General features: G+C 61.6%; 21 protein-coding genes and 1 pseudogene. 17 read left to right on the forward strand and 5 right to left on the reverse strand.

From position 1 onward, the window contains the following. Positions 1-41: 41 nt before the first annotated feature. The 7 genes from ACQR1I_RS32030 to ACQR1I_RS32060 all read left to right on the forward strand — a co-directional run bounded on the left by ACQR1I_RS32030 (position 42) and on the right by ACQR1I_RS32060 (position 8,076). Positions 42-959: a LysR family transcriptional regulator gene (locus ACQR1I_RS32030; protein ID WP_434870257.1), complete on the forward strand. Its 918-nt coding sequence runs from the start codon at positions 42-44 to the stop codon at positions 957-959. 339 nt (positions 960-1,298) lie between these two features. Then, the gene (locus ACQR1I_RS32035) at positions 1,299-2,027 is read left to right on the forward strand and encodes a helix-turn-helix transcriptional regulator (protein ID WP_434870258.1); all 729 of its coding nucleotides are present in this window, start codon (positions 1,299-1,301) and stop codon (positions 2,025-2,027) included. 146 nt (positions 2,028-2,173) lie between these two features. Next, entirely contained in the window at positions 2,174-3,583 is a 1,410-nt protein-coding gene (gene iaaH, locus ACQR1I_RS32040) for an indoleacetamide hydrolase (protein ID WP_434870259.1), read from the forward strand. Positions 3,584-3,623: 40 nt separating this feature from the next. Continuing rightward, positions 3,624-4,805: a substrate-binding domain-containing protein gene (locus ACQR1I_RS32045; protein WP_434870260.1), complete on the forward strand. Its 1,182-nt coding sequence runs from the start codon at positions 3,624-3,626 to the stop codon at positions 4,803-4,805. Between the two features lie 13 nt (positions 4,806-4,818). Then, positions 4,819-5,673, forward strand: a complete 855-nt coding sequence (locus ACQR1I_RS32050) for a branched-chain amino acid ABC transporter permease (RefSeq protein WP_434870261.1) — start codon at positions 4,819-4,821, stop codon at positions 5,671-5,673. Then, positions 5,651-7,384, forward strand: a complete 1,734-nt coding sequence (locus tag ACQR1I_RS32055; protein WP_434870262.1) for a branched-chain amino acid ABC transporter ATP-binding protein/permease — start codon at positions 5,651-5,653, stop codon at positions 7,382-7,384. Before ACQR1I_RS32050 ends, ACQR1I_RS32055 begins: the two co-directional genes overlap by 23 nt. Continuing rightward, positions 7,381-8,076: an ABC transporter ATP-binding protein gene (locus ACQR1I_RS32060; RefSeq protein WP_434870263.1), complete on the forward strand. Its 696-nt coding sequence runs from the start codon at positions 7,381-7,383 to the stop codon at positions 8,074-8,076. Before ACQR1I_RS32055 ends, ACQR1I_RS32060 begins: the two co-directional genes overlap by 4 nt. A gap of 128 nt (positions 8,077-8,204) precedes the next feature. On the opposite strand, the gene ACQR1I_RS32065 is transcribed toward ACQR1I_RS32060, so the two are convergent. After that, the gene (locus ACQR1I_RS32065) at positions 8,205-9,200 is read right to left on the reverse strand and encodes a helix-turn-helix domain-containing protein (protein WP_434870264.1); all 996 of its coding nucleotides are present in this window, start codon (positions 9,198-9,200) and stop codon (positions 8,205-8,207) included. A gap of 3 nt (positions 9,201-9,203) precedes the next feature. Continuing rightward, the gene (locus tag ACQR1I_RS32070) at positions 9,204-9,434 is read right to left on the reverse strand and encodes a hypothetical protein (RefSeq protein WP_434870265.1); all 231 of its coding nucleotides are present in this window, start codon (positions 9,432-9,434) and stop codon (positions 9,204-9,206) included. A 41-nt stretch (positions 9,435-9,475) separates the two neighbouring features. Between ACQR1I_RS32070 and ACQR1I_RS32075 the strand changes: the two genes are divergently transcribed. From ACQR1I_RS32075 to ACQR1I_RS32120, 10 genes and pseudogenes are all read left to right on the forward strand, one after another. Next, entirely contained in the window at positions 9,476-10,789 is a 1,314-nt protein-coding gene (locus ACQR1I_RS32075; RefSeq protein WP_434870266.1) for an ABC transporter substrate-binding protein, read from the forward strand. 5 nt (positions 10,790-10,794) lie between these two features. Beyond that, a complete protein-coding gene (locus ACQR1I_RS32080) occupies positions 10,795-11,544 on the forward strand; it encodes an ABC transporter ATP-binding protein (protein WP_434870290.1) in 750 nt (249 codons plus the stop codon). Beyond that, entirely contained in the window at positions 11,531-12,223 is a 693-nt protein-coding gene (locus ACQR1I_RS32085; protein WP_434870267.1) for a branched-chain amino acid ABC transporter ATP-binding protein, read from the forward strand. The genes ACQR1I_RS32080 and ACQR1I_RS32085 overlap by 14 nt, the downstream gene beginning before the upstream one ends. A 2-nt stretch (positions 12,224-12,225) precedes the next feature. After that, entirely contained in the window at positions 12,226-13,092 is an 867-nt protein-coding gene (locus tag ACQR1I_RS32090) for a branched-chain amino acid ABC transporter permease (protein ID WP_434870268.1), read from the forward strand. A 47-nt stretch (positions 13,093-13,139) separates the two neighbouring features. Continuing rightward, positions 13,140-13,949: pseudogene (locus ACQR1I_RS32095) on the forward strand (branched-chain amino acid ABC transporter permease); the annotation flags it as partial. 210 nt (positions 13,950-14,159) lie between these two features. After that, positions 14,160-15,173 (forward strand): carbon-nitrogen hydrolase family protein, encoded by a 1,014-nt coding sequence (locus tag ACQR1I_RS32100; protein WP_434870291.1) that lies wholly within the window; start codon positions 14,160-14,162, stop codon positions 15,171-15,173. 1,269 nt (positions 15,174-16,442) lie between these two features. Beyond that, positions 16,443-16,823, forward strand: coding sequence for an IS110 family transposase (locus ACQR1I_RS32105; RefSeq protein ID WP_434870269.1), 381 nt, complete (start codon positions 16,443-16,445; stop codon positions 16,821-16,823). 33 nt (positions 16,824-16,856) lie between these two features. After that, on the forward strand, positions 16,857-17,411 hold the full coding sequence (locus ACQR1I_RS32110; protein WP_434870270.1) for a transposase: 555 nt from the start codon (positions 16,857-16,859) through the stop codon (positions 17,409-17,411). 263 nt (positions 17,412-17,674) lie between these two features. After that, positions 17,675-18,181: a hypothetical protein gene (locus ACQR1I_RS32115; RefSeq protein ID WP_434870271.1), complete on the forward strand. Its 507-nt coding sequence runs from the start codon at positions 17,675-17,677 to the stop codon at positions 18,179-18,181. Positions 18,182-19,228: 1,047 nt separating this feature from the next. Further along, positions 19,229-20,239 carry a TauD/TfdA family dioxygenase gene (locus tag ACQR1I_RS32120; RefSeq protein ID WP_434870272.1) on the forward strand — a complete coding sequence of 337 codons (1,011 nt, stop codon included), beginning with the start codon at positions 19,229-19,231 and terminating at the stop codon, positions 20,237-20,239. A 143-nt stretch (positions 20,240-20,382) separates the two neighbouring features. On the opposite strand, the gene ACQR1I_RS32125 is transcribed toward ACQR1I_RS32120, so the two are convergent. From ACQR1I_RS32125 to ACQR1I_RS32135, 3 genes are all read right to left on the reverse strand, one after another. Continuing rightward, positions 20,383-20,934, reverse strand: a complete 552-nt coding sequence (locus ACQR1I_RS32125) for a toxin-activating lysine-acyltransferase (protein ID WP_434870273.1) — start codon at positions 20,932-20,934, stop codon at positions 20,383-20,385. Positions 20,935-21,009: 75 nt separating this feature from the next. After that, positions 21,010-21,564 (reverse strand): toxin-activating lysine-acyltransferase, encoded by a 555-nt coding sequence (locus ACQR1I_RS32130; protein ID WP_434870274.1) that lies wholly within the window; start codon positions 21,562-21,564, stop codon positions 21,010-21,012. Between the two features lie 42 nt (positions 21,565-21,606). After that, the gene (locus tag ACQR1I_RS32135; RefSeq protein WP_434870275.1) at positions 21,607-22,446 is read right to left on the reverse strand and encodes an acyl-CoA desaturase; all 840 of its coding nucleotides are present in this window, start codon (positions 22,444-22,446) and stop codon (positions 21,607-21,609) included. Positions 22,447-22,726: the final 280 nt, after the last annotated feature.

Below are 22,726 nucleotides of genomic sequence, written 5' to 3' on the forward strand. Positions count from 1 at the left end.
CGAGGAATTGCATAAATACGGAAAAGTCATTACACTTCATCATGGCTTTAAGCGTCGAGCAGCTTTCGACTTTCACGACAATCGTCAAGGCGGGCAGCCTCGGCAGAGCCGCCGCTGTGCTGAACATGACGCAGTCGGCTCTCAGCCGGGCCATCAAGCGGCTCGAGCAGCAGCTCGGCACCGAACTGTTCGAGCGCCACTCGAAAGGCATGCAACTAACGGAGATTGGAAAGGCTTTTCTTCCGCATGCCATCTCGCTTCACGCCGAGGCTACGCAAGCTTTGGAGGAGATCAACGCGTTGCGCGGGGCGGGTCGTGGGACCGTCCGCGTCGGAGCGGTTGCGAGTATCGCGAGTTCGGTGTTGCCTCCCGCCATCGAGCGCACGCTGCGGAAATGGCCAGGATTGCATTTCGACGTGGTCGAAGGTGTTTGGGATCTGCTGGCTGCGGGTCTTGCCAAGCATGAGATTGATCTCGCCCTCGGCGCAGAAGCGCCCGACACCGACGAAATCGTCGCCATTCGGGATTGCCGGTGGCAGGATACGAGTCATGTCATCGTCGCGGCCGATCACCCGCTCCGACGCCGGCGCAAATTGATGCTCGCGGATACACTGGAGGAGAGATGGACGATCCCGCCGGCAGGCACCGGTCCTCATCAGCATCTTGAACGCGTGTTCGCGGAGCAGGGTCTGGGCCTGCCTGACATCGTCGTCAGAACGCGCTCGATCACCGTGCTCAAGAGCCTGGTTGTTGATTCCGGCTTTCTGAGCTGGATGGCAGAGCCGATGTTCGAGCCGGAGCGGCGCGCGGGACTGGTCGTGCCCCTCTCGATTGCCGGTGTCGACGGTCGCCGCGGGCTGGTGGCATTTCGGCGTCGCCGCGGTCTTCTGCCGGTGCCTTCATTGAAACTGCTGGACGAATTGAGACGACTGACGTCGGGTCGAAACCGGAAGAGCTGAGCAGAACTGATCGTCTAGGCACGCGGGACGTGTCGCTTAGTTTTTGTGCGGCGCTATAGGTACATTGGGGCGGCTTGATTCACTTCCTCCGGGTCCACGGAAGGTGGTCAACTCAGCGCTTGGTTGCAAACAGGGGGCATGCCCGGTGCAGGCTTCGAACCCGGAAAAGATATTTACTATACAACGGCTTAGTTTTTCATATCGGCATTTGAGCGCGAGAGCTTCGAGTCTGGAGGGGCACCGGTCAGGCTGGCTGTCCTGAACTATCGCTTTGTGCTCGCTCAAGCCTCCGACTATGATGGCAGGAAAATTGCTTTCGTCGCCGGGGGGGAAAGATCGATGATCCGCGTCCGTGACATTGGTTCCGAAGACCTGAAGCTCTTTGGTGACATCGTCGTGCGACTCCAGCGCATGGACGCAGGCGCCGACCTGAGACAATCAATACTGCCGGATCTCCTTCGGCTGCTGCGGGCGGATTTCGGAGCGTCCTACATCTGGCGTCAGGATGCTGCGAATTTTCAGCACGGCGTCGCGTTCAACATGGATCCGCAGAACCTCAAGCGATACGACGCCCATTTTCAGTTTCACGACCCGATGACGGCGCAGCTTCGTCAGCGTCGTCGGGCCTCGTTCGTCGAGGAGGTCCTGCCCCGTCGCGACATGGTTCGGACAGAGTTCTATAATGATTTCCTGGCGCGAGATGGGCTGCACCACGGGATCAACATGTATGTGTTCGACGGCGACCGCGATCTCGGCGACTTTCGGATCTGGCGCGCATCGGGACGTCCGGACTTCGAAAGCCGCGAAATCGATCTTCTGTCGGGTCTTGAGCCCTTTCTCCGTGGAGCGATGTTGCGAGGCGCGCACAAGTACGAAGACTTGACCGCGCGGGAAAGTGACGTTGCGAAGCTAGTCGCGAAGGGCTGTACGGATCGAGATATCTCGCGATTGCTCAATATCGGTTTTGCGACCGTGCGGACCCATATCAATAACGCGATGCGAAAACGCTGCTGCGCCAATCGAGCTGAACTCGCCGCGTTGGTCGCGCGAGAGAAGACAGTGAGCTGAGCCGCCGTATGGCCTAAGTGGCACCGGCCTGCTGCGGACCGCAGCTTTGCTGCAACGCGGTCTCTGCCCTCCACATTTGTGTTGATACCGTCTCTGTCAGAGGTCTCCTATCAATCGTCGCCTGGAAGCACCTCCTGGGACGAGCTATGGAAAATCTGCATGAAATCGGCGTGGTGCAGGCCGCTGCCGCGATCCGCTCGGGAGACATCACCGCGGAAGCGCTCGCATCGGCTTTGCTCGAGCGAGCGAGGATGTTCAGTTCGCTGAACGCGTTTGTTGCGCTCGATGCCGACAAGGTCATGGCAGCAGCTCGCCGTGCTGATCAAGCAAGACAGTCCGGTCAGAAGCTCGGAGCACTTCACGGCGTGCCGGTCGCGTTCAAGGACAACATCAATACCGCTGACATGCCTACCACGGCAGGCACGCCCGGATTGCGCGCGCACCAGCCGACGACGGACGCGCCGATTGTGCAGGCGCTGAAGAATGCTGGCGCGATCCCCTTCGGAAAGGTCGGCATGCATGAGCTGGCGTTTGGGATCAGCTCGAATAATGCTGCCTTTGGCGCCATCAGGAATCCGTTCGGTGAACGTCATATCCCGGGAGGCTCGAGTGGCGGTTCTGGTGCGGCGGTCGGCGCGCGCCTGGTCCCCGCAAGCATCGGCTCCGACACTGGCGGATCAGTCCGCGTTCCCGCTGCATACTGCGGCGTGATGGGTTTTCGGCCAACGGTGCAACGGTGGTCGCAGGCAGGCATCGTTCCGATCTCGTCGACACGGGATACTGCCGGGCCCCTGGCGCGCCACGCCGTCGACCTTGCAGCCCTCGATGCCGCCGTCACCGGCGAAGCTGATCCCATCCCAGTCAAGCGACCTTCGGGGCTTCGTCTCGGCGTCCCCAGATCATTCTTCTGGGATGACCTCGAACAGGAGACTGCTGGCATCTGCAACGCCGCGCTCGATTCACTCAGGGCCGCAGGGGTCACGTTGGTCGAGGTCGATCTGCCCGACATTGCCTCCATCAACCAGGCCGTGTCGTTCACGGTGGCGCTCTATGAAGTGAAGCGCGACCTGGACCGCTATCTGCTGGGCGAAGGCCTCGCCAAACGGTTTGCCGACATCGTTGCGGACGTCGCCAGTCCCGACGTCAAATCCATTCTGGGTTCTTTGCTGGATCCCGCGACGGCGGTGCCCGAACAGGCCTACTCGGAGGCGATGGAGGTTCATCGTCCGAAGCTGATCGATCTGTATCGAGGCTGCTTTAGAGACAATCATGTCGATGCCCTGGTCTTTCCGACCACGCCACTGCCGCCGCCCCTCATCGGTGAGGATGAGAACGTTTTGCTCAATGGACGTTCAGTTCCGACCTTTACGACGGTCGTGCGCAACACCGATCCGGGAAGCAATGCCGGACTGCCCGGCATCAGTCTGCCCGTCGGCCTGACATCGGCCGGCTTGCCGGTCGGTCTCGAACTCGATGCTCCCGCTGGAAGCGATCGTGACCTGCTCTCACTCGCCGTCGCGCTGGAACAGGTGCTTCTCGTGCCGCCCGCGCCTTAAGTAAATTCTGGAAAACTGCTGCGACATCATCGGAGGAGACATGCCTACATTAGTCAAGCTGAGCCGTCGCGATCTGGTCCGCGCTGCCAGCGCAGCCGCCCTCGCGATCGGCGCTCCTGGAATCATCCGTCCGGCTCTCGCCGCGGACACTCTCAAGATCGGCGTTCTTGTCGCCGATTCGGGGCCCGCGGCCTTGTTCGGTCCTGCGCAACGCGCCGCGGCAGAGCTCGGCGCCGCCACCATCAACGCCAAGGGCGGGATCCTGGGTCGCCAGGTCGAGATCGTTTTCGCCGACGCTGGAGCCTCGCCGGCTGAAGTGGCCAAGAGCGCCGTCAAGCTGATGCTGAGCGACAAAGTCGAGATGATCTTCGGTTCGCACGACAGCGCTGTCCGGCAGGGCGTAGAAAACGTCGTCAAGGGCAAGATCCCCTACGTTTACACGCCGGTGTTCGAGGGCGACGACTGCTCACCGAGCGTCTATTTTCTCGGCGAAGTTCCTGAACAGGAGCTGCAGAAGTCGCTTCCGAAGATGGTCGAGTTTGCTAAGGGCAAGACGTTCTACCTCGTCGGCAACGACTATGTCTGGGCACGCACGACCAACGACAAGGCGAAGAAATACATTGCGGATCTCGGCGGCACCGTTGTGGCGGAAGACTACTACCCGCTCGGCGCGCCGAACAAGTTTGAGAATACCGTGGCCAAGATCAAGGCCGCCAAGCCCGCGATCGTACTGCAGACCTTGGTGGGCGGCGACAACGTCAACTTCAACCGAACCTTCGCCGACTTCAATTTGTCCGACGACATCGTTCGCTTGTCGTGTCTGCTCGAGGAGAACACGCTGGCCGGAATCGGCAAGGATGCGAGCAAGAACCTGTATTCGAGCCTTGGCTATTTCGCCGACATTGATCTTCCGGAAAACAAGGCTTTCATCGGCGAGCTGAACAAGAAGTACGGCGACAAGGCGCCACAGCAGTGCACGATCTCGAAAGGCCTCTACGACGCCTTCGTTTTCGCCGCCGCCGTGACTGCCAGGTCGAAGTCGCTAGCCGCAAACGCGTTTGCGGCGGCTGCGGAGGGCGTACGGTTCGAGACCCCGAGCGGACCGATGACGATGACGCACCGCCACACGACGAAGAACATCTTCCTGGCACGTTGCGAGGGAACGAAGTTCGTGGTGATCGATACGTTTGCGGCCGTGCCGACCCAGCAGTCCTGCTCCTAGGAGATCGGCGGGCATGGAAGCGCTGCTCTTCACGCAGGGACTCAACGTCGTCTACGAAGCTCTGATCCTGGCGATCCTGGTCCTCGGCCTGGCCGTTGTGATGGGCTTGTTGAACGTCCTGAATATCGCGCACGGCGAGTTCATCATGATAGGCGCGTATGCCGCTTATGTGGTGCAACGAGCAGGGCTTCCCTATCTGCTCGCGGTGCCCGCTGCTGCGCTGGTCTGCGGGGCCCTGGGTCTCGCAGTGGAGCGCTTCCTGATACGACCGTTGCGCTACGAACCCTTCGAGACGCTGCTCGCGACCTGGGGGCTGGGGCTGCTACTACGCAAATGTGTCGAGCTTGCGTTTGGCCGCGGCTATCGCAGCGTCGAGATTCCGATCAGCGGCTCGCTCAGTCTTTTTGGCGAGTTTTATCCGGCATACCGTCTGGTGCTGATGGCGATCGCCGCTTTGGTGCTTGCCGGCCTGTTCGTCTGGTATCGCCGTGCTCGGACCGGAGCACGGATTCGCGCCATGGTTGGCAATCCCGTGCTCGCCGAGGCGGTCGGCATCAAGACGCGTGAATTGGCGCGAAACACCTTCATCACCGGAACAGCGTTGGCAGGTGTCGCCGGCGTGATGGTCGCGCCACTCACGCCGGTCGAACCCTTCATGGGACTGACCTTCATCGTGAACTCGTTCTTCGCGCTGGTGGTGGGCGGAATGGGAACGGTCGCCGGACTGTTCGCTGGTGCCGCCATCATCGGCGGCTTGCAGAGCGTTCTGTCGGCCGCCGTCAGTCCGACATCGGCCTATCTCGCCATGCTCCTTGTTTCCATCCTCTTCCTATGGCAGCGACCTCGTGGCCTCTTTCCTCGTCCGTAATGCCGCAATCCTCGCGTTCCTCATCCTCATCCCGCCGTTCCTGGGGGAGTTCTGGGCCTATCAGCTCGGGCTCTATTTCCTCTACGGCCTGGCTGCGCTTGGCGTCGGTCTGACCTGGGGGCAGGCCGGAATCCTACCGCTGGGGCAGGGGATGTTCGTTGCGATCGCGGCCTATGTCACGGCGCATGGGCTCCTCGCGTTCGGCTCGTCGCCGATCGCCTACGTTGCGCTGCCTGTTGCCGCGATGCTCGTCGCCGTTCTCGGCTTCGCGTTCGCCGCCCTGGTCTTTCGCGGCCGCTTTGAGCAGGGCCCGTCATTTTCATTGATGACGCTGGCGCTGACGCTCGCTGCGTTTCAGGTGGCGAACAGCTGGAGCAGCATCACCGGCGGGTTCAACGGAATGCGTAACATTCCCGGCCTGCCAGGGTTGGATGGTTTTCTCGACCTCTATTATCTCATTGCCGTCGTGCTGGGACTGAGCATCGCGGCCGTGGACTACCTTGTCCGCGCTCCCATTGGCGTGCTGTGGCGCGCAGTCGCCGACAACGAACGCCGACTCGCTTTTCTCGGTTACGACGTTGCCGCGATCAAGGCTGCGGCCTTCGCCGTCGCGTGCGCGCTTGCCGGGCTCGCGGGGGCGCTCTATGCCCCGCAGCAGAACCTTGTAACGCCCGATCTTGCAGGTTTCGCTTTCTCCGGTGATCTGGTCATCTTTGCTGCGGTCGGCGGACGTGGCACGGTGCTGGGCCCCGTGATCGGCGCCATCGTCGTCGGGGTCATGTCGGCGGAACTGCGCGATCGCTTCCCATGGTGGGAAATTGGCATCGCCCTGTTCTTCATCATCGTCGTGCTCCGCCTGCCCGGTGGGTTGATGACTCTCCTTGCCCCGCTGTGGAAATTGTCGCTCGCCAGGTTCGGACCGCACACCCGATCACCCGCTCCCGCCAAGCCGCGGATCTCATCGTCTCTCTCGGTGGCATTCGAGGATGTTCGGGTGCGCGTCGGCGACGTGACAATTCTCGACGGTCTGACGATGCGAACCGGAGACGAGGCCGTGCTCTGTGTCATCGGGCCGAACGGAGCCGGCAAGACCTCGACCCTCAACGTCATGACCGGCATGCTCCCGAGGCGCGGCGGACGGATCTTCATCGATGGCGCGGACATCCTGCGTCCTGAACCGGCGATCGTTGCGGGCAAGGGAGTCGCGCGCAAGTTCCAGACACCCTCCGTGTTTCCGAAGTTGACGATTGACGAGAACCTGGCCACGGCGCTGTGGGCCGGACGTTGGCGAGGGTTCGATCTGCTCCGGCCGAGCCTGTTTGGCTGGACATCGCCCATGCTTGACGAGATGCGCAAGCGCTTCCAATTTCTGAACGCCGGGACAAGAGTGGCTTCCGCTCTCTCACATGGTGAGCGACAGATTCTCGAGCTGACCATGGCGCTGATCACGGAGCCGCGCATGTTGCTGCTGGACGAACCGTGCGCGGGGCTCTCGCACGAGGAGACGGCAGCCGTCATCGAGGCGATCCGATGGGCGCGAGACGAGCTCAATCTGCGCGTCATCATCATCGAGCACGACATGGAGCTCGTGCGCCGCCTCGCCGACCGCGTGGTCGTGCTACATCAAGGTCGGTTTCTCGCGGACGGCAGTGTCGAAGAGGTGCAGCGAAATCCGGAGGTTCGCGCGGTCTATGTAGGAGGCTCCCGGTGACATCCGGCTATTTCGAGATCGAAAACATCTCTGGAGGGTACGGGGCGGGACGAGTCGTCCGCGATGTCAGCATCTCGATCGGGTGCGGAGAGGTCGTGTGTCTGCTGGGGCGCAATGGCGTCGGAAAGTCCACGCTCGCGAAGCTTGCATGCGGTTTCTTGCGGCCCATGAGTGGCGTCGTGCGACTCGCCGGAGCGGAGATATCGGGCAAGCGGCCATCGGAAAACCTTGGCCTGGGCTTGACTTTTTGCCCGCAGGAGAGGGTGGTCTTCGATGATCTCACCGTGGCGGAAAATCTCTCGCTGATGCGCGACAGCCGCCGGCTCGACGAGTTCGAGTCCTACTTCCGCGTCTTTCCCCGCCTCTTCGAACGCCGCAACCAGCATGCAGGAACACTCTCCGGAGGCGAAAAGAAACTGTTGTCCTTTGTGCGGGGCCTTTCCGAAGGGGCGAACATCATCGTCATCGACGAGCCGACTGAAGGCGTTCAGTTCGAGAACGTCGTTCACATGGCCGACCTGATTGTCACGCAAAAGAGGTCCGGGGTGTCGTTCCTGGTCATTGAACAGAACCTGACGCTGGTCGACCGGGTGGCCGATCGCATCGTGATTATGGACCACGGTGAAGTTGTCTTGAGCGCGGCGGCATCAGAGGTCGATCGGCAGGATATCCTCGCCCACCTCACGGTATGAAAAGGCCTGATGAGCTAGCCGGTGCGGTTTCTGGTCCCGGGTACGGCCCGTGCCACGTGAACGACGGCTGGACAGGTTTCAGCAAACGATGTCGGGTCGAAACTGGAAGAGCTGAGTATCGCTCAAATCTACGAATGCATTGTCTGATCACTTCTGTAGTCGCGCGGCGCCGAGCCGAACTTGCTTCGGAACGCCTTGCTGAAGTGGCTGAGATCGTTGAACCCGTTGTCCATGGCGATCTGGGAGACGCTGCGGGCGCGCAAGGCCGGATCCTTTAATTGTTCGGCGCAACGATCTAGCCGCCTGGACCAGATGTAGCGCGACAACGATGTTCCCTCGGCTTCGAGCAACTGGTTGATGTAGCGAGGCGACAACTTCAATTCTGCCGCGACCGCCGCCGGGGTGAGCTCGGGATCGTGAGCGTTTCGTTCCACCATCGCCTTCACCCTCATCAGGGCCAAGCTCCGATACTCCGTGAGGGATGGAGGAAGCGATTCAGCCAGTTCGGCCAGCGTTGCGAGAAGCAGGTCCTTGAAGTTCTGCGAGATCTTGTAACCTGCCGCACGACTCGTGAGATTCGGCGCACGCTCGATCAGATGCGAAATGTAGCCGAACACCATCGGCGCGAGTTCTCCCCGCTGACCTAAGTTGCAGGCGGAGAGACGGTGCAGATGAGGAATTCTGCCGGCGCACTGCTCGCGCGGCACGCGAATGCACGCAAGCTCGAACGCCTCCTGTGAGTGAAGCTTATACGGTCTTCTTGCGTCGCAGAGGGCGCCGTCGCCCGGCTTGAGGTGCGCCGATCGCCCGTCCTGTTCGGCGACCAAGGAGCCTGACAGGACGAAATTGAAGACCAGCATCGAACTGTCCGCGCGCGAGATGCCGGCGGGGCTTCGCTGGGCGAGGTGGGGAGACGCCTTGATCCGGCACAGGTCCAGGCCGTTGATCGGAGTGCCATGGAAGGTCGCGTCGAACTGACTGTCGCCGACCAGTCCATAGTCGAGATCGACGAGATTGCGACCGACCACGTCGTGCCAGTAGTCGAAGCGTTCTCGCGCCGGAATGCCCGCCGTCGATGCGAAGCACGGCTGCATCGAAGGACCCGTCGTCCCTTCCGGAAGCATTTCTCAACTCCCTTCCTTGACGGCGGGGTTCTTGGTGCCCTCTCCGTCGCCGGCCGCTGAGACGGCCGAGCGGCCGCCGAGTTTATTGGTCCACCGCCCGAGATCAAGCACGAAGTATGCCAATCTTTCGGTTTTGACCTGAACGGTCTTGGGGTGTGGCGGCGATACGTTCAGCCCTCTCAGACAAGTTTCTGTTCCGGTTAAACCAAGCCGCTCGCGGCCAAGGCTGTTCAATGAGCGCCTCCAACTCGATCTATTTTCGCATCGGAGAGCTCATGGCTTCAAAGGAAACACCCGGTCTCATCCAGGGGACCGATATCGCCGCCCCGACGCGGCGCGATCTCCTCAAGACCGCCGCGGTATTGACGGCGGGAGCGACCCTCGGCTCGACCGGACGGGCATGGGCAGCCGCGGACAAGAAGATCCGCATCGGCTACATCAGTCCGAAAACCGGCCCGTTCGCCCCGTTCGCCGAGGCGGACGATTTCATTCTCGATCAGGTCAGGAAGTCGCTCGCCGGCGGACTGTCCGTGGGCGGCGCCAAATACGAGGTGGAAATCGTCGCGCGTGACGATCAGAGCAGCCCGGACCGTCAATCGAACCTCGCGGCCGAGCTGATCAACAAGGACAACGTCGACCTGATGCTTGCCCAGGTTGCGATCGGCCCTGGGGTGTCACAGCAATGCGAGCTCAATGGCGTTCCCTGTCTCTCAACCATGACCCCATGGCAGGCCTGGATGTTTCCGATGAAGGGAGATCCGGCCAAAGGCTTCAAGAATTCATTCCACTTCTTCTGGGGCATCGAGGACATCGCGGCGGTCTATCTCGACATCTGGAAGGGCGCGAATACCAACAAGGTCGTGGGCGCGGTATTTTCGAACGACGTGCCCGGCAACGCCTTCGGTGATCCCAAGCTCGGAATTCCGGCCGCTTTCGCGAAGGCGGGCTACAAGATCATCGATGTCGGCCGCTTCCCGGTCGGTGCCGACGACTTCTCGACCTACATTCAGGCCTTCAAGAAGGAAGGCGTCGAGATCGTCACTGGCCTGTTCAATCCGCCGGAATGGGCGACTTTCCTCAATCAGTCCGCCCAGATGGGATTTGCCCCGAAGGTCTGCACCATTGCGAAGGCGTTGTTGTTTCCCGGCGGGGTCGCGGCTCTCGGGCCGCGTGCGGAGGGCATGTCGACCGAAATCTGGTGGTTGCCCAGTTATCCGTTCCGCTCGAGCTTGACCGGGCAGACCGCGGCTGAATTGGGAGCGTCCTACCAGGCTGCGAGCGGCCGCGACTGGACGCAGCCGATTGGCGTCGTCCATGCCTTGTTCGAGGCTGGCGTACAGGCTTTGAAGGCGAGCGGCGATCCCAAGTCCCCGTCCAAGGTCGTTGAAGCTCTCCGCCGGCTCAAGCACGAGACCATCATTGGTCAGCTCGATTTCGGCGGCAGCGGAGTTGCCAACGTGTCGAAGATTCGGGTCGTCGGCGGGCAATGGCATGTCGAGTCTAACGGCAAGCGGAAGCTCTACATCACGAACAACGGCACGGCTCCTGAGATCCCGGTCGAACGCAAGTTCGAGCTCCTGAAGGGCTGATGTCGATGACTGCGCTGCTCGAACTCCGTCACGTCAGCAAGCGCTATCGTGATATGATCGTGATCCCCGGATTGACGCTCACGGTTCGTGCAGGCGAGTTCGTCGGTGTGATCGGGCCGAACGGGGCAGGTAAGACCACCCTGTTCGGCCTGATCTCCGGCAACCTCCGTTGCGACTCCGGGTCGGTCTATTTCGATGGCGAAGACGTCACCGCTTTCGGCGCGGATGCGCGTTGCCGCGTCGGCATCGGCAGGACGTTCCAGATCCCGCATCCGTTCCAGGGCATGACGGTGTTCGAGAACGCGCTCGTCGCGGCGACTTTCGGAGCCGCTTTGCGCGGCAAGCAGGCGCAGCAGAAGGCACGGGATGCGCTCGTCCAGTGCGACATCGAGCATCTCGGCGACACGCTTGCCGACCGCCTGACTTTGCTCCAGCGCAAGCGGCTCGAACTGGCCCGGGCGCTCGCGACCGAACCCCGGTTGCTGCTGCTTGACGAAGTGGCTGGCGGATTGACCGACGCCGAAGTCGGGGAGCTCCTTGAACTCGTGATTGCGATTCATAAGGCAGGGGTCACGGTCATCTGGATCGAGCACCTCGTGCACGCGCTGGTGTCTTGCGCCGATCGGCTGCTGGTTCTCTCGGAGGGAAGCTTGCTCGGCGACGGTACGCCCGGCGTGATCATGAGCAGCCGCGAGGTTCGCGACGTGTATCTCGGGTCCGATCTCGAAGAGCAGGGGTCACATGCTGCGCACTAAAAGTCTTCACGCACACTACGGCATGTTTCAAGCCCTCTTCGGCATCGCCGTTTCAGTCGCGCGCGGCGAGGTCGTGTCGCTGATAGGAGCCAACGGAGCGGGCAAGTCGACCCTTCTTCGCGCCATTGTGGGTGCCGTCCACGTTTCCGCTCCGAGCGTGCTGCTCGACGACAAGCCAATCGGCGGTTCAGCCGAAATCGAGCAGCTCAAGCGTGGAATTGCGCTGGTGCCGGAAGGTCGCCGCTTGTTCCCGAGCCTTACGGTCGAGGAGAACCTGCTTCTTGCCGCGAGAAACGGCCGTCGTGGTCCATGGACGCCGGGCCGCCTCTACCGTGAGCTGCCCGTTCTCGACGAATTGCGGTCTCGTCCTGCTACGGCTCTGTCGGGGGGGCAGCAGCAGCTGGTGGCGGTGGGGCGGGCGCTCGTCACCAATCCCGATTTTCTGCTTTGCGACGAGATCTCGCTCGGCCTGTCGCCGGTCGCGGTCGACGCCGTCTACGGCCTGCTCGGGACCGTCATCGACCAGGGTACGGCGATCGTCCTCGTGGAGCAGAACGTGCGTCGCGCGCTTTCGAAGTCGTCGAGATACTATTGCATGTTGAAGGGGAAGGTCGTGCTCGAAGGAAATTCCGGCACCGCGGACTACGCGCGCGTATCGGCCGCGTATTTCGGAGACTGATCATGCAGATCGCGGTGGAAACAGTTTTGAACGGCCTAATGCTGGGGGCGCTTTACGCGCTGTTCGGACTTGGGCTCAGCCTCAGCGTCGGCGTCATGCGCATGATCAACATCGCGCATGGCGATCTGATCGTCGTCGGCGCATATCTGACCAGCGTGGTGATGAGCGCGGCGAATATCGGCCCCTTCACCGCCTTGCTCCTCGTCATTCCAATCATGTTCGCGCTCGGCTGGGTCCTTCAAACCGCGCTACTCAATCGCGTCGTCGGAAAGGATGCCCTCGCGCCATTGCTGCTCACGTTCGGCCTGTCCATCGTCCTGCAGAATGTTCTCCAGGAGACGTTCACCGCCGACACGCGCAGTTTGCGGGCCGGCGATCTGGCGGGTCTGGGATTCAACGTTCTCGGCGTTTCCGTTGGAGTTCTTCCTCTGCTCTCCACGCTCGCGAGCGTCGCGTTGCTCGGCGCGATGCACTGGATGGTCGGGCACACGCATTTTGGACGTCAGGCGCGGGCGGTTTCCGACGATCCCGGGACGGCAAGGCTCGTCGGCGTGAACGATCGCCATCTGTTCGCAATCGTGACCGGGGTCATCTTTTCGACCATCGGCGTAGCTGCCGTGCTCTACGCTCTGAGAACGCCTTTCTCGCCGACGGCGGGACCCGAGCGCCTTCTCTATTCGTTCGAGGCGGTGGTTCTGGGTGGCCTCGGCAATATCTGGGGAACGCTTTTTGGCGGGCTCGTGATCGGTGTTGCTCAGCTTCTTGGCGCCAAGGTCGCCTCGGGCCTGGGGCCGTTCTTTGGTCATCTCGTCTTCCTCGCCGCCCTGCTGGCTCGTCCCCAAGGTTTGTTCGCAAGGACTACGTCATGATGGCGGCCAACAGGTCGAACAAGACTTCCTGGACTGCGCTGGTGCGGATGCTGTCCTGGGGCGGGCTTCTCACTGTCGCTGCGCTCGCGGTTGCGGTTCCCTGGCTTGCGACCTTTGCCGTTCAGCGGCTGCTGGTCGAAGTCCTCACCTTGTTTGCTGTCGCTCTCGCGTGGAATCTGCTCGCCGGTTACGGCGGCCTGGTGGCTATCGGCTTGCATGTGTTCGTCGGCGTTGGTGCCTATTCGCTGTTCGCGCTGTCGAACCAGTCGCACCTCAATCCGTGGCTGCTGCTCCCCGTCGCGGCGGTATCATCTGCCGCTTTCGCGTTGCTTTCGGCGTGGCCCATGTTCCGTCTCAGCGGCGCATACTTCGCGGTCGGCACCTGGGTCCTTGCCGAGATGATGCGGATTCTGACGCTGAATTCGCCTTGGCTTGGCGCAGGAGGCGGCATGCCACTGGAGGCGATGAGCGAATTCGATCGCTGGACACGCAATGCGGGCGTGTATTGGGCGGCGCTCTTGATCGGCGTGGGCTCCCTCGCGGCAGCTAGAGAGGTGCTGCGCGGCGCATTGGGGCTTGCGCTGATGAGCGTACGGGATTCAGAACCGGCGGCGTCGGCCAGTGGCGTCCCGGTCACCCGCGCGAAGATGGCGCTTTGGGTTCTGTGCGCTGTCATGTCAGGACTTGCCGGCGCGGTGTCATACATGAATACGCTTCAGGTGACGCCAGACGCCTCGTTTTCGCTGAACTGGACGGCCGCCGCGATCTTCATCGCGGTTCTCGGGGGGATTGGTACGCTGGAAGGCCCGATCGTGGGAACCATCGTCTATTTCCTGCTGCGAGAGAGCTTTGCCGGCTACGGTTCCTGGTACTTCATCGGCGTCGGTCTGCTCGCGATCTTGACCATGGTCGCGGCTCCGGGCGGCGCGGTGTCCCTCGTCCCGGAAAAATGGCGCATCGATCTCTTCCGCATTCGCCGGCGCATGCACGGACCCGAGCCAGTCCGGTCTGACGAAAACAGCAATCATCAACTTGGCCAATTGACTATCGATCAAAGGAGAAGGTCCGTGGGCATCACTCATCCCAACTACAAAGTCGCAGTCGTCCAGGCCGCGCCGGTCTGGTTGGATCTGGAGGCGACCGTCGAAAAGACGATCAAGTACATTGAGGAAGCCTCGAGAGCCGGTGCGAAGCTGATCGCGTTTCCTGAAACCTGGCTTCCGGGTTATCCCTGGTACATCTGGGTCGGAACGCCGGCCTGGGCCATCGGCAGGGGCTTTGTCCAACGCTATTTCGACAACTCGCTGAGCTATGACAGCCCGCTCGCGCGGCAGCTTGCCGAGGCCGCTGCAAAGAACAGGATCACGGTCGTTCTAGGCCTGTCTGAGCGGGACGGCGGGAGTCTCTACATCGCACAGTGGTTGATCGGGCCGGACGGCGAGACCATCGCCAAGAGACGGAAGCTGCGTCCGACCCACGTCGAGCGGACGGTGTTCGGAGATGGTGATGGCAGTCACATCGCGGTGCACGAGCGGGCAGATATCGGTCGCCTGGGAGCGCTATGCTGTTGGGAGCACGTGCAACCTCTGACAAAATTCGCGATGTACGCACAGAACGAGCAGGTTCACGTAGCGGCTTGGCCGAGCTTCTCGATGTACGAGCCCTTCGCGCATGCGCTGGGTTGGGAAACGAACAATGCGGTCAGCAAGGTCTACGCGGTCGAAGGATCGTGCTTCGTGCTTGCGCCCTGTGCAGTCATCTCGCAGGCGATGGTGGATGAGATGTGCGATACGCCCGACAAGCGCGAGCTCGTTCACGCCGGCGGCGGTCATGCCGTGATCTACGGCCCCGACGGAAGCCCGCTCGCGAACAAGCTCGGGGAAAACGAGGAGGGGCTGCTCTATGCGACCGTTGATCTCGGGGCGATCGGCGTGGCCAAGAACGCTGCGGACCCGGCCGGCCATTACGCGCGCCCTGACGTCGTAAGACTCCTTTTCAACAATAAGCCGGCGCGCCGCGTGGAACACTTCTCGTTACCCCACGAACAGGTCGATCCGGATAGGCCACAGCAAGGCAACTAGCTAGCCTCGGCCTGAAACCAGGGGAGCGCGCCTTGATGCCTTCGACGACACTGTCGTCAAATGCTGCAAGGTGCGGCCGGTTGAGATCGGTCGACTGGCAGGAGGGTCGAAAGCCGACCCCGGCAAGCGATCCCTCAATCAAGCAAATCGCGATGTCTCCGTTTCCTTGGCGTAACCCTGGTACGCAACTTCGAGCTCAATCGCTGACGGCGCGTAGGAATACCCAAAGAGGGCGCTACGCCAGATTGCGACCCCGCGGCAGTCCGCGACGCAAAAGCGCGGCCGAACGGTCAAATCGCCACCGCCAGTGAGTGTCGGTATCGGTGGTTGCGTCTTCCCGCAATCACCGACAGCATGAAAAAAAGGCCTATCGAGACGCAGGGTCTGGCTAAAACAGTTGGGTATACTGGTGGGTACACTGCAGAAGTGTTGTAGAGAAAGTGATGTAATTTCAGATCGATAGAGGAATCTTCGATTCCGCCCCTGGGCTCCACGCTTCGCCGCTTTGCGGCTACGCGTGGTGCGGCCGAGCCCGGCTCCCTGACCCGCAAAGCGGCGAAGCGTGCCCGGCGTAGCCCCTTGGCGAAGCCGGGCGTTTGAGCCCCCCAAGTCTCGCTTGAGCCACGCTCTCTGATTTCCCATCAACCCTGTCAAACAGCCCGCCGCGATCAGCAGCCGTAGCTCGCGCATGCCGCCGCAACCTCGCGGCCCATCAGGCCCGAGCTATGCTGTAGTCCGCGTCCTCTCAGAAAGAGAGGCGCAGGGAAGGCCGAGTGCCGACTGGCACCCGTGGCCCCCGTGCGAAAGAAGTGCACGGGGCAGGAACCACAGGTCAGCCGGATGAACCCGGCCTTCCCTGCGCGATGGGCTTCCGGCTGCTCCGTGCTCTCCCAGGGGACCGGCTTGCTTGCCCCCGTCATCGACATCGTCGCCGACCAAGACACCAGCGTCGGGGTGTCGGGACCACACGGCTTGACCGTCCGCGCTGGCGACGTTCGTCCGCACCTCCATCGAGATGCTGCGTCGCCCCGCGGCCACCGCTCCCCGCCGCAACGTCCCGTGACGATCGCGATACGCCCCTTGTGTACGCCAGATCTGCCAGAATGTGCGAACGGGCGGTTCTCGCAAAACCGCCCGTCGCTGGAGCTGAGCCCATTACGCCCCAAAAGCGGCAGAGATTGTATCAGAGCGAGGGACAGCTCCGGTGATCTTCCTCAACCCGAACAGTTGCAAGGGCCTTGAGTCCATACAAGGCAAGGAAGGGAGTGGATGATGACACAAATCGTAAACGGTGTCGCGGGCATCGATGTCGCCAATGACGAGGTCGACGGCTGCATTCGCAAGCTGGGCTTACGGCAGACGTTCCCGAGCAGTCTGCACGGGCACCGCCAATTGGTGGCCTTGCTTCGCAAGCACAAGGTGACAAAGGCCGTCATGGAGGCCAGCGGCGGCTATGAGCGCGAATGGGCCAAGGCGATGCGTGAGGCCGGGATAGAGGTGCGGATCGTTTATCCCAAACGGGTTCGTAGCTTCGCCTTGTCGGCGGGGCGACTGGCGAAGAACGACACGATCGACGCAGAGATGATTGCCTGGTTCGCCGAGACGTTCGACGAGGCACCGAGTCAGACCTACGATGCTGCACGCGAGTAACTGGCGGGGCTGGTGAAAGCGCGCAAGAATCTGATGGATCTGAAAACTCGTTTACAGAACCAGACCGAGCATGTCGTGCTGGGATTGGCGCAGAAGGCCCATTCCCAGGTGTTGAAGATGCTCGCGGCCCAGATTGCGAAGCTCGAGGCTGCCATCTCCGCCAAGGTCAAGGCGACACCGGAGTTTGCCGAGCGCGCCGAGATCATCGAAAGTGTGCCGGGGCTCGCCGGCACGACCTCCGCGCTCCTCATTGCAGGAGCGCCAGAGCTCTGCAAGGTGAGTGACAGGATCGCCGCTGCCCTGATCGTCGTTGCCCCTCATGACGACGACAGCGGCAAGCGCCGCGGCGAGCGTCACATCAAGGGCGGACGACGTTGGGTGAGAAACGGCCTGTTCCTTCCCTGCCTCGGCGCGGCGACGCAGCACAATCCGATGCTCAGCGTCTACTATGAGCGCCTCATCGCCAAGGGCAAGGAGCCGAAAGTTGCGCTCATTGCCTGCATGCGCAAGCTGATCATCATCCTCAACACGATGATCGCTCGCGGTGAGAGGTGGAATCCCAAGCCGCTACGTAACGCGGTGAGCTGATCGAGCGCTCTACCGCGCTCGGTCCAGGACCAGCGGATGCCAAGCCCACAGGACGGCGAGCGGACGAGGTCAAGGCCTTAAGCCGCCGAAGGCGGGGGCGCGTCTCGCGCCAGCCTTGAGGCCGGCCGATCGCCGGGTTACCTCAAAGCACAGTTGCTTGCAGTGAGGCGGGATGGCCGGATCAACCACTGATTTGGGGTTGGTGTCTACAAGTTTTCTGGTATTCAGAATCTGCGGCCAGCGCTGTCGATCGACTACACGTGGTGGCGGACATCAAGCTCGCGGATGTCGCCCCTTGTGCCAAGCGCAACGAGCGGCTTACGCTGGAGCATACGTCAGGTGGAGCCGAGAAAATGCAGCGTCATCGACCGATCCAGTCAGTGTCCCCGAAGGCGCGGATCTGCCTCCTTATCCTGAGCTGTTTTGCAGCTGCTTTGACGACGTCTGTGACGGCGGAGTCGTTGGTGCCGTCAAAAACCCGCACGATCACCATCCGCTCGCAGCCCGCCGCCGACGACAGCGCGCAACCTCTACCGCCCACGGCCAGCTTCAAGCTCCTCACCATCAAACCAATCCAGCCTCAATCGGAAAACAGCAGCGAAGCAGCGGGTGGACGGAGATCCGATGAAATGAAGTCTGGAAATATCTCCTCCGAGGGCCTTCAAAAAATCCGCACGGTCCGGGTCAGGCCAGCACCCGGCGTCCTGGAGGACGGATATCGCCATCTTGTCCCCAAGACACCGGCGCCAGCGGGGTCCGTATCGGAGTGATGGTCGCGAACCGCCGCTGCAAAGGGGCAGTGGTGTGGTGGTGATGGTGGCAGCAGTCGCCGGGGCTGAGCTGGCGTCATTCATGCTGATCGCGGCTGACTGCCGCTTGAACCGATCGCCATTCCGATGACATCCTCACAGTAAGGTCGTCGCCGAACCGCGCCGCCGCTTTCCACGTCACCATTCCCCAAGTCACCATTCTCAACGTTACCTGAGTCTCAAAAGATCCGAGCAGCCACGACGAAGGGCCAGATTTTGTTGCGCAACCGACATGAGTTTCACACTCGCCACAACATCCTGCACCGCGGACGAGGCGGCCAGATCGAGCGATGGGGGGCATTCCGGCGCCCGCTTGCTACGGATGTCCGACCTCGGGCCTATGCTGGCGATGGTGCTTCTTTGGGCGCAGGCGGCGCTGGTCGAACTTGATCGGCGACGCAATACCTGTTTCTCGCCGGCAGGATTGCAGTCATCGGCCTCACCGCGCCTGCAATCTTTGCCGCCTGCCGGCGCCATTCCGGTTGGCGCAGATGGGCGCTCATTCTTGTGATGCCGTTGGGGCTCACGCCATCCATTGCGGTGAATTGGAATACAGCACAGACCTGGGTGATGGAGGCCGTCAGCAATCCGGCCGCGCAGGTCGTTCCCATCGTTGCCCTTCGGTGGCCCATGGCGTTGTTCTGTTATACCGAAATTCATGCCCGTTCCTCTACATTTCGGCTCCGCTCATTGCCTTCGGCTACTTGCTCTGGATCTGGAGAGGGTCGCAAAGATGAAGATCACGCCGGGTGATCAAACGAGCGGCGGCTGCGATCATCGTCGTGGCCCCGCGATGCCAGCGTCCGTTGCAGTCGCGGGCGTCGCGCTACGTGAGTTGCATCTGAGATGAAGCGGCGTCGTACGAACTGGACTTGTCTGTCTTCAATCGCCGTTTCGCGAGATCCGAGCACGCCGACGCAAAGGTGCCTCCGGATTGACATCCACGCTGCTGCTGGTGTTATTCCTCAAGGTAGTCGGTGGCCAACAATTGACGCAGGAGTCGGATGAATGGCGCTCGAGAAGCTGGAGACGCACATAAACTGGCGCGCCAAGGATGTGCTGGATCCGGCGACCTGGACACTGACGCTGACATCAGCCGACCAACGCGAACTCCACGACGCCTTGAATCATGCGAAGTCGAAATCGCGTGATCTTGTCGGCATCGGACGCGAGGGTTTTCCGCTGCCGAGCCTTGGCCCGAAGCTGTCCGACATCGCGAGCGATCTGATCGACGGTCGCGGCTTTATCCGCATCTCCAAGCTGGATGTCGAGCGCTATGACCCCGATGACCTCACGCTGATCTTCTGGGGCATCAGCATCCATATCGGAGATCCGTGGCCGCAAAATCGGCGTGGTCAGGTGATGGTCGACATCACGCGCACGGACGCCAAGCCCGGCGATCACGAGCGGCGCAGCTATGAGATGGGCGGGATCGCCATGGAGTACCATACGGATGGATCCGATCTCGTTGCGCTGTTCTGCCTGAGCGGCGGGAAGAGCGGCGGAACCTCCTGCGTAGCCAATGGCGTTGCCATCTACAACAAGCTGGTGGAAACACGGCCGGATCTCGTTGAAGTGCTACGCGGCGATTTTCCAATCGACTTTCGCGGTGACCAACCGAGCGGCGGGCGCCCTTATTATCTGCTGCCAGTCTTCAGCGAGCGCAAAGGGCGGCTCTTCTGTCGCTTGTTGGCGTCCTACATCAGGAGCTCCCAGCGCCATCCAGATGCGCCGCGCCTCACGCCTCTGCAGAATGAGGCGCTGGATGCGGTGGCAGCGCTGGCGAGCCAGCCGGAATACAACGTCTACATGGATCTACGGCCGGGCGATATCCAGTTCATCAACAACTATCACGTCCTGCACGGGCGGACCGCCTATGAGGACGATCTCGACGCGGGGGTCCGGCGTCACCTGAAGCGGCTCTGGCTGTCGACGCCGCTCTTGAAGAGCCGTCCCCCCGGTTTCAGGAGAATGGCGGTCGCGCACTGGGAGGAAAGGCGCACTACTGTTCGAGCATGATCGAGCGCAAACGTCCGTGGTGCTGGTCGCTAGGAAAGGTCGGTTGCGGGGCGCATTGAGAGGCGCCGTCTTGAGGGCCGCAACTGGATCTGCGCCGACATGCCGCGCGAGGACGACGCGTACCCCGATCATGTTGACGATTGTTATGCTTCTTCGAGTCCTAAACCAAGAGGCGAAGGCGACTGCGGATCGATCGGCGGGGGAATGGAATCGTCTCGGACGTCGCTCGTTGTTTTTCGACCGCGATATTTGAACTTTCCGAACTGAACGACGTGGACGCCCTGCCCGTTTTTATTGGGTCGCAGACCCCACGCAGGTTTACGATAAAGCTCCGGCTCGTCCCGCAGTCTGTTCCGAACCTCCAGGGTGTCGCCAAACGGGACGACGAATTGCAAGTACCAGAGGCGGTCCCCGCTGATCCAATCGTCCGGCTGCAGGACGTACTTGCCGCCGAGCCAGGCGTCCTCAACCTCCTTTGAAAGCCGAGCGATACCGACATAGCCAATTGGGATGCCGTTGCGCTTATAGATGCGATACCGATTGTGCTTGATTGCCGGCATAACGAATTGCTCAACTTCATGCAGGCGCAAGCGTTGATGAATCGGTGAATGCGCATACAGCCACAAAATCTCTCCCAGGACCTCGCTGTTGGTCCTCGGCTGCTCGCTTGCGAGACTAGTGGCTTGCTGGCTCATTCGTCTGGCAACCTTGTTCGAGCAATTTGCGCCGGGTGTTTGTCATACCCAGACTGACGAGAAGGGCTGGGTGAGCTACGGGTCGATCGGCGAGACAGTGATGCGCTCGGCGGAGATCTCGACGCAGATGCGGCGGCCGTTGCGCAGCTTGAGGCCGCGGACCGGAGCGACGCGGACCTCGGGATCGTGACGCAGCAGCCGCGTGATCCGGCGCAGCCGGCCCGGCGCGACGACGAGGTCGACCAGATAGGCCTGCGGTCCGCTGGCCCATTCTTCTGGCAGGATGCTGAACGGATTATCGATGAACCGGGGTTCGACGGCGCTGGAGATCTTGGCCCAGCTGACGAAGCCGATCGGTCTGTCACCGTCCTCGAACAGGCGGAATTGCCGCAGCCTGATCGCCGGCATGACCAGCCGTGCGAAATCCTCGACACGGCGGTCGCGATGCCAGGACGACTCCATCATGAGCCATGCGATCTGGCCAAGGATCGCCGAGCTGCTGCGCGACGAAGCCACTGGTCCCGTTGACGGTCGTTGCAGGGTCGCGGGATCACCCAAGGGGGGATGCTCCCGTTTCACCGCCAGCCTCCGCAGCCGGCGACGCCTCGTCGGATCCGGTCTGCCAACCACGTCCCGCAGCTTGAACCTGCATGTTGCCCGGTTTCGCCTTCATCAGGGGATCACCGTCGAGGATTCGGTCGCGCCGGCGAGTGACTGCCGGTGGCTCCAGCTGACAAATTTGATCACCAGCGCGCCGGCATCGAGCTCCCACCAGCGGACACCGCCGAAATTCCAGCGACCGGGCTTGGCATGATGATTGTTGTGCCAGCCTTCGCCCCAAGCAAGGTAGCCGAGCCACCACACATTGCGGCTGTCGTCACCGCTTTCGAAATTGACGTAGCCGAACCGGTGCGTGACATAGATGGTCAGCCCGCTAATCCACAGCTTGATCGCCACCGGCACGGCCCAGGCGAACACGAACAGGCGCCAGTCGATCGCCAGCAAGGCAAGGGCGAAGCCGAGCACCATGAAGACGTAGTTGCGGTGGACCCAGGCCTGCAGCGGGTCGCGGCGGAACTCGCGGCGCATTTCCCAGCGATGGTTGCGGGGGGCGTAGTTGTGAATGAACATCACGCCAAGCCCGCGCAGCTTGGGCGAATGCGGATCACCGTCCTGGTCGGAATGCTTGTGATGCTGCCGGTGCATCACCGCCCAGCTGGCCGGAGATCCGGAGCAGCCGAGCGCGCCGGCCAGCGTGAACATGATCTCGGCCCAGCGCGGTGCCGCAAAGCTGCGATGCGCATAGTATCGGTGGAAGCCGACGGACAGTCCGATGCAGCCATAGATGAAGTATCCGACCAGCGCCACAAGCCACCAGGCAAGTCCGACATGGGCGAACATCGCGGCCCAGGCCGTGATCAGTCCGGTGGCGATCTGGATAAATCCGACGAATTTGACGCTCGGCCGCAACAGCGTGTGACGCCGAAGTGACGAGAGAACAATGGCTGACATGCAAAGACCCCTGTGCCCACCAAGGCCACATCTGAGCGAAGGCTTCGGCGAAGCGATGCCTGACGCTGCTTTATCCATCCATCAATCCATGCGTCATGCAAGCTGCGAAAAGGCAACATTCAGCAAAGATCGACTGCCGTGTATTGCATTTTATGTCAAAGGCAAGATCATATCGCAACGGAGTTGGGGTTTGTTGTGTTTGGTCTTTATTTGCAACCAAGACGTGTATAGCGCTTTCCGATCTGGGTCGTGAAGAGAACTCGTTCGTATGGATCGTCGC

This window comes from Bradyrhizobium sp. HKCCYLS2038, from assembly GCF_051167655.1.
GTDB lineage: Bacteria > Pseudomonadota > Alphaproteobacteria > Rhizobiales > Xanthobacteraceae > Bradyrhizobium.

What these genes read in the sequence shown, in the direction of transcription:
- ACQR1I_RS32030 (WP_434870257.1), top strand. Translation starts at nt 42, where the DNA reads ATGGCTTTAAGCGTCGAGCAGCTTTCGACTTTCACGACAATCGTCAAG.
- ACQR1I_RS32035 (WP_434870258.1), top strand. Translation starts at nt 1,299, where the DNA reads ATGATCCGCGTCCGTGACATTGGTTCCGAAGACCTGAAGCTCTTTGGT.
- iaaH (WP_434870259.1), top strand. Translation starts at nt 2,174, where the DNA reads ATGGAAAATCTGCATGAAATCGGCGTGGTGCAGGCCGCTGCCGCGATC.
- ACQR1I_RS32045 (WP_434870260.1), top strand. Translation starts at nt 3,624, where the DNA reads ATGCCTACATTAGTCAAGCTGAGCCGTCGCGATCTGGTCCGCGCTGCC.
- ACQR1I_RS32050 (WP_434870261.1), top strand. Translation starts at nt 4,819, where the DNA reads ATGGAAGCGCTGCTCTTCACGCAGGGACTCAACGTCGTCTACGAAGCT.
- ACQR1I_RS32065 (WP_434870264.1), bottom strand. Translation starts at nt 9,200, where the DNA reads ATGCTTCCGGAAGGGACGACGGGTCCTTCGATGCAGCCGTGCTTCGCA.
- ACQR1I_RS32075 (WP_434870266.1), top strand. Translation starts at nt 9,476, where the DNA reads ATGGCTTCAAAGGAAACACCCGGTCTCATCCAGGGGACCGATATCGCC.
- ACQR1I_RS32080 (WP_434870290.1), top strand. Translation starts at nt 10,795, where the DNA reads ATGACTGCGCTGCTCGAACTCCGTCACGTCAGCAAGCGCTATCGTGAT.
- ACQR1I_RS32085 (WP_434870267.1), top strand. Translation starts at nt 11,531, where the DNA reads ATGCTGCGCACTAAAAGTCTTCACGCACACTACGGCATGTTTCAAGCC.
- ACQR1I_RS32090 (WP_434870268.1), top strand. Translation starts at nt 12,226, where the DNA reads ATGCAGATCGCGGTGGAAACAGTTTTGAACGGCCTAATGCTGGGGGCG.
- ACQR1I_RS32105 (WP_434870269.1), top strand. Translation starts at nt 16,443, where the DNA reads ATGATGACACAAATCGTAAACGGTGTCGCGGGCATCGATGTCGCCAAT.
- ACQR1I_RS32110 (WP_434870270.1), top strand. Translation starts at nt 16,857, where the DNA reads ATGGATCTGAAAACTCGTTTACAGAACCAGACCGAGCATGTCGTGCTG.
- ACQR1I_RS32120 (WP_434870272.1), top strand. Translation starts at nt 19,229, where the DNA reads ATGGCGCTCGAGAAGCTGGAGACGCACATAAACTGGCGCGCCAAGGAT.
- ACQR1I_RS32125 (WP_434870273.1), bottom strand. Translation starts at nt 20,934, where the DNA reads ATGAGCCAGCAAGCCACTAGTCTCGCAAGCGAGCAGCCGAGGACCAAC.
- ACQR1I_RS32135 (WP_434870275.1), bottom strand. Translation starts at nt 22,446, where the DNA reads ATGTCAGCCATTGTTCTCTCGTCACTTCGGCGTCACACGCTGTTGCGG.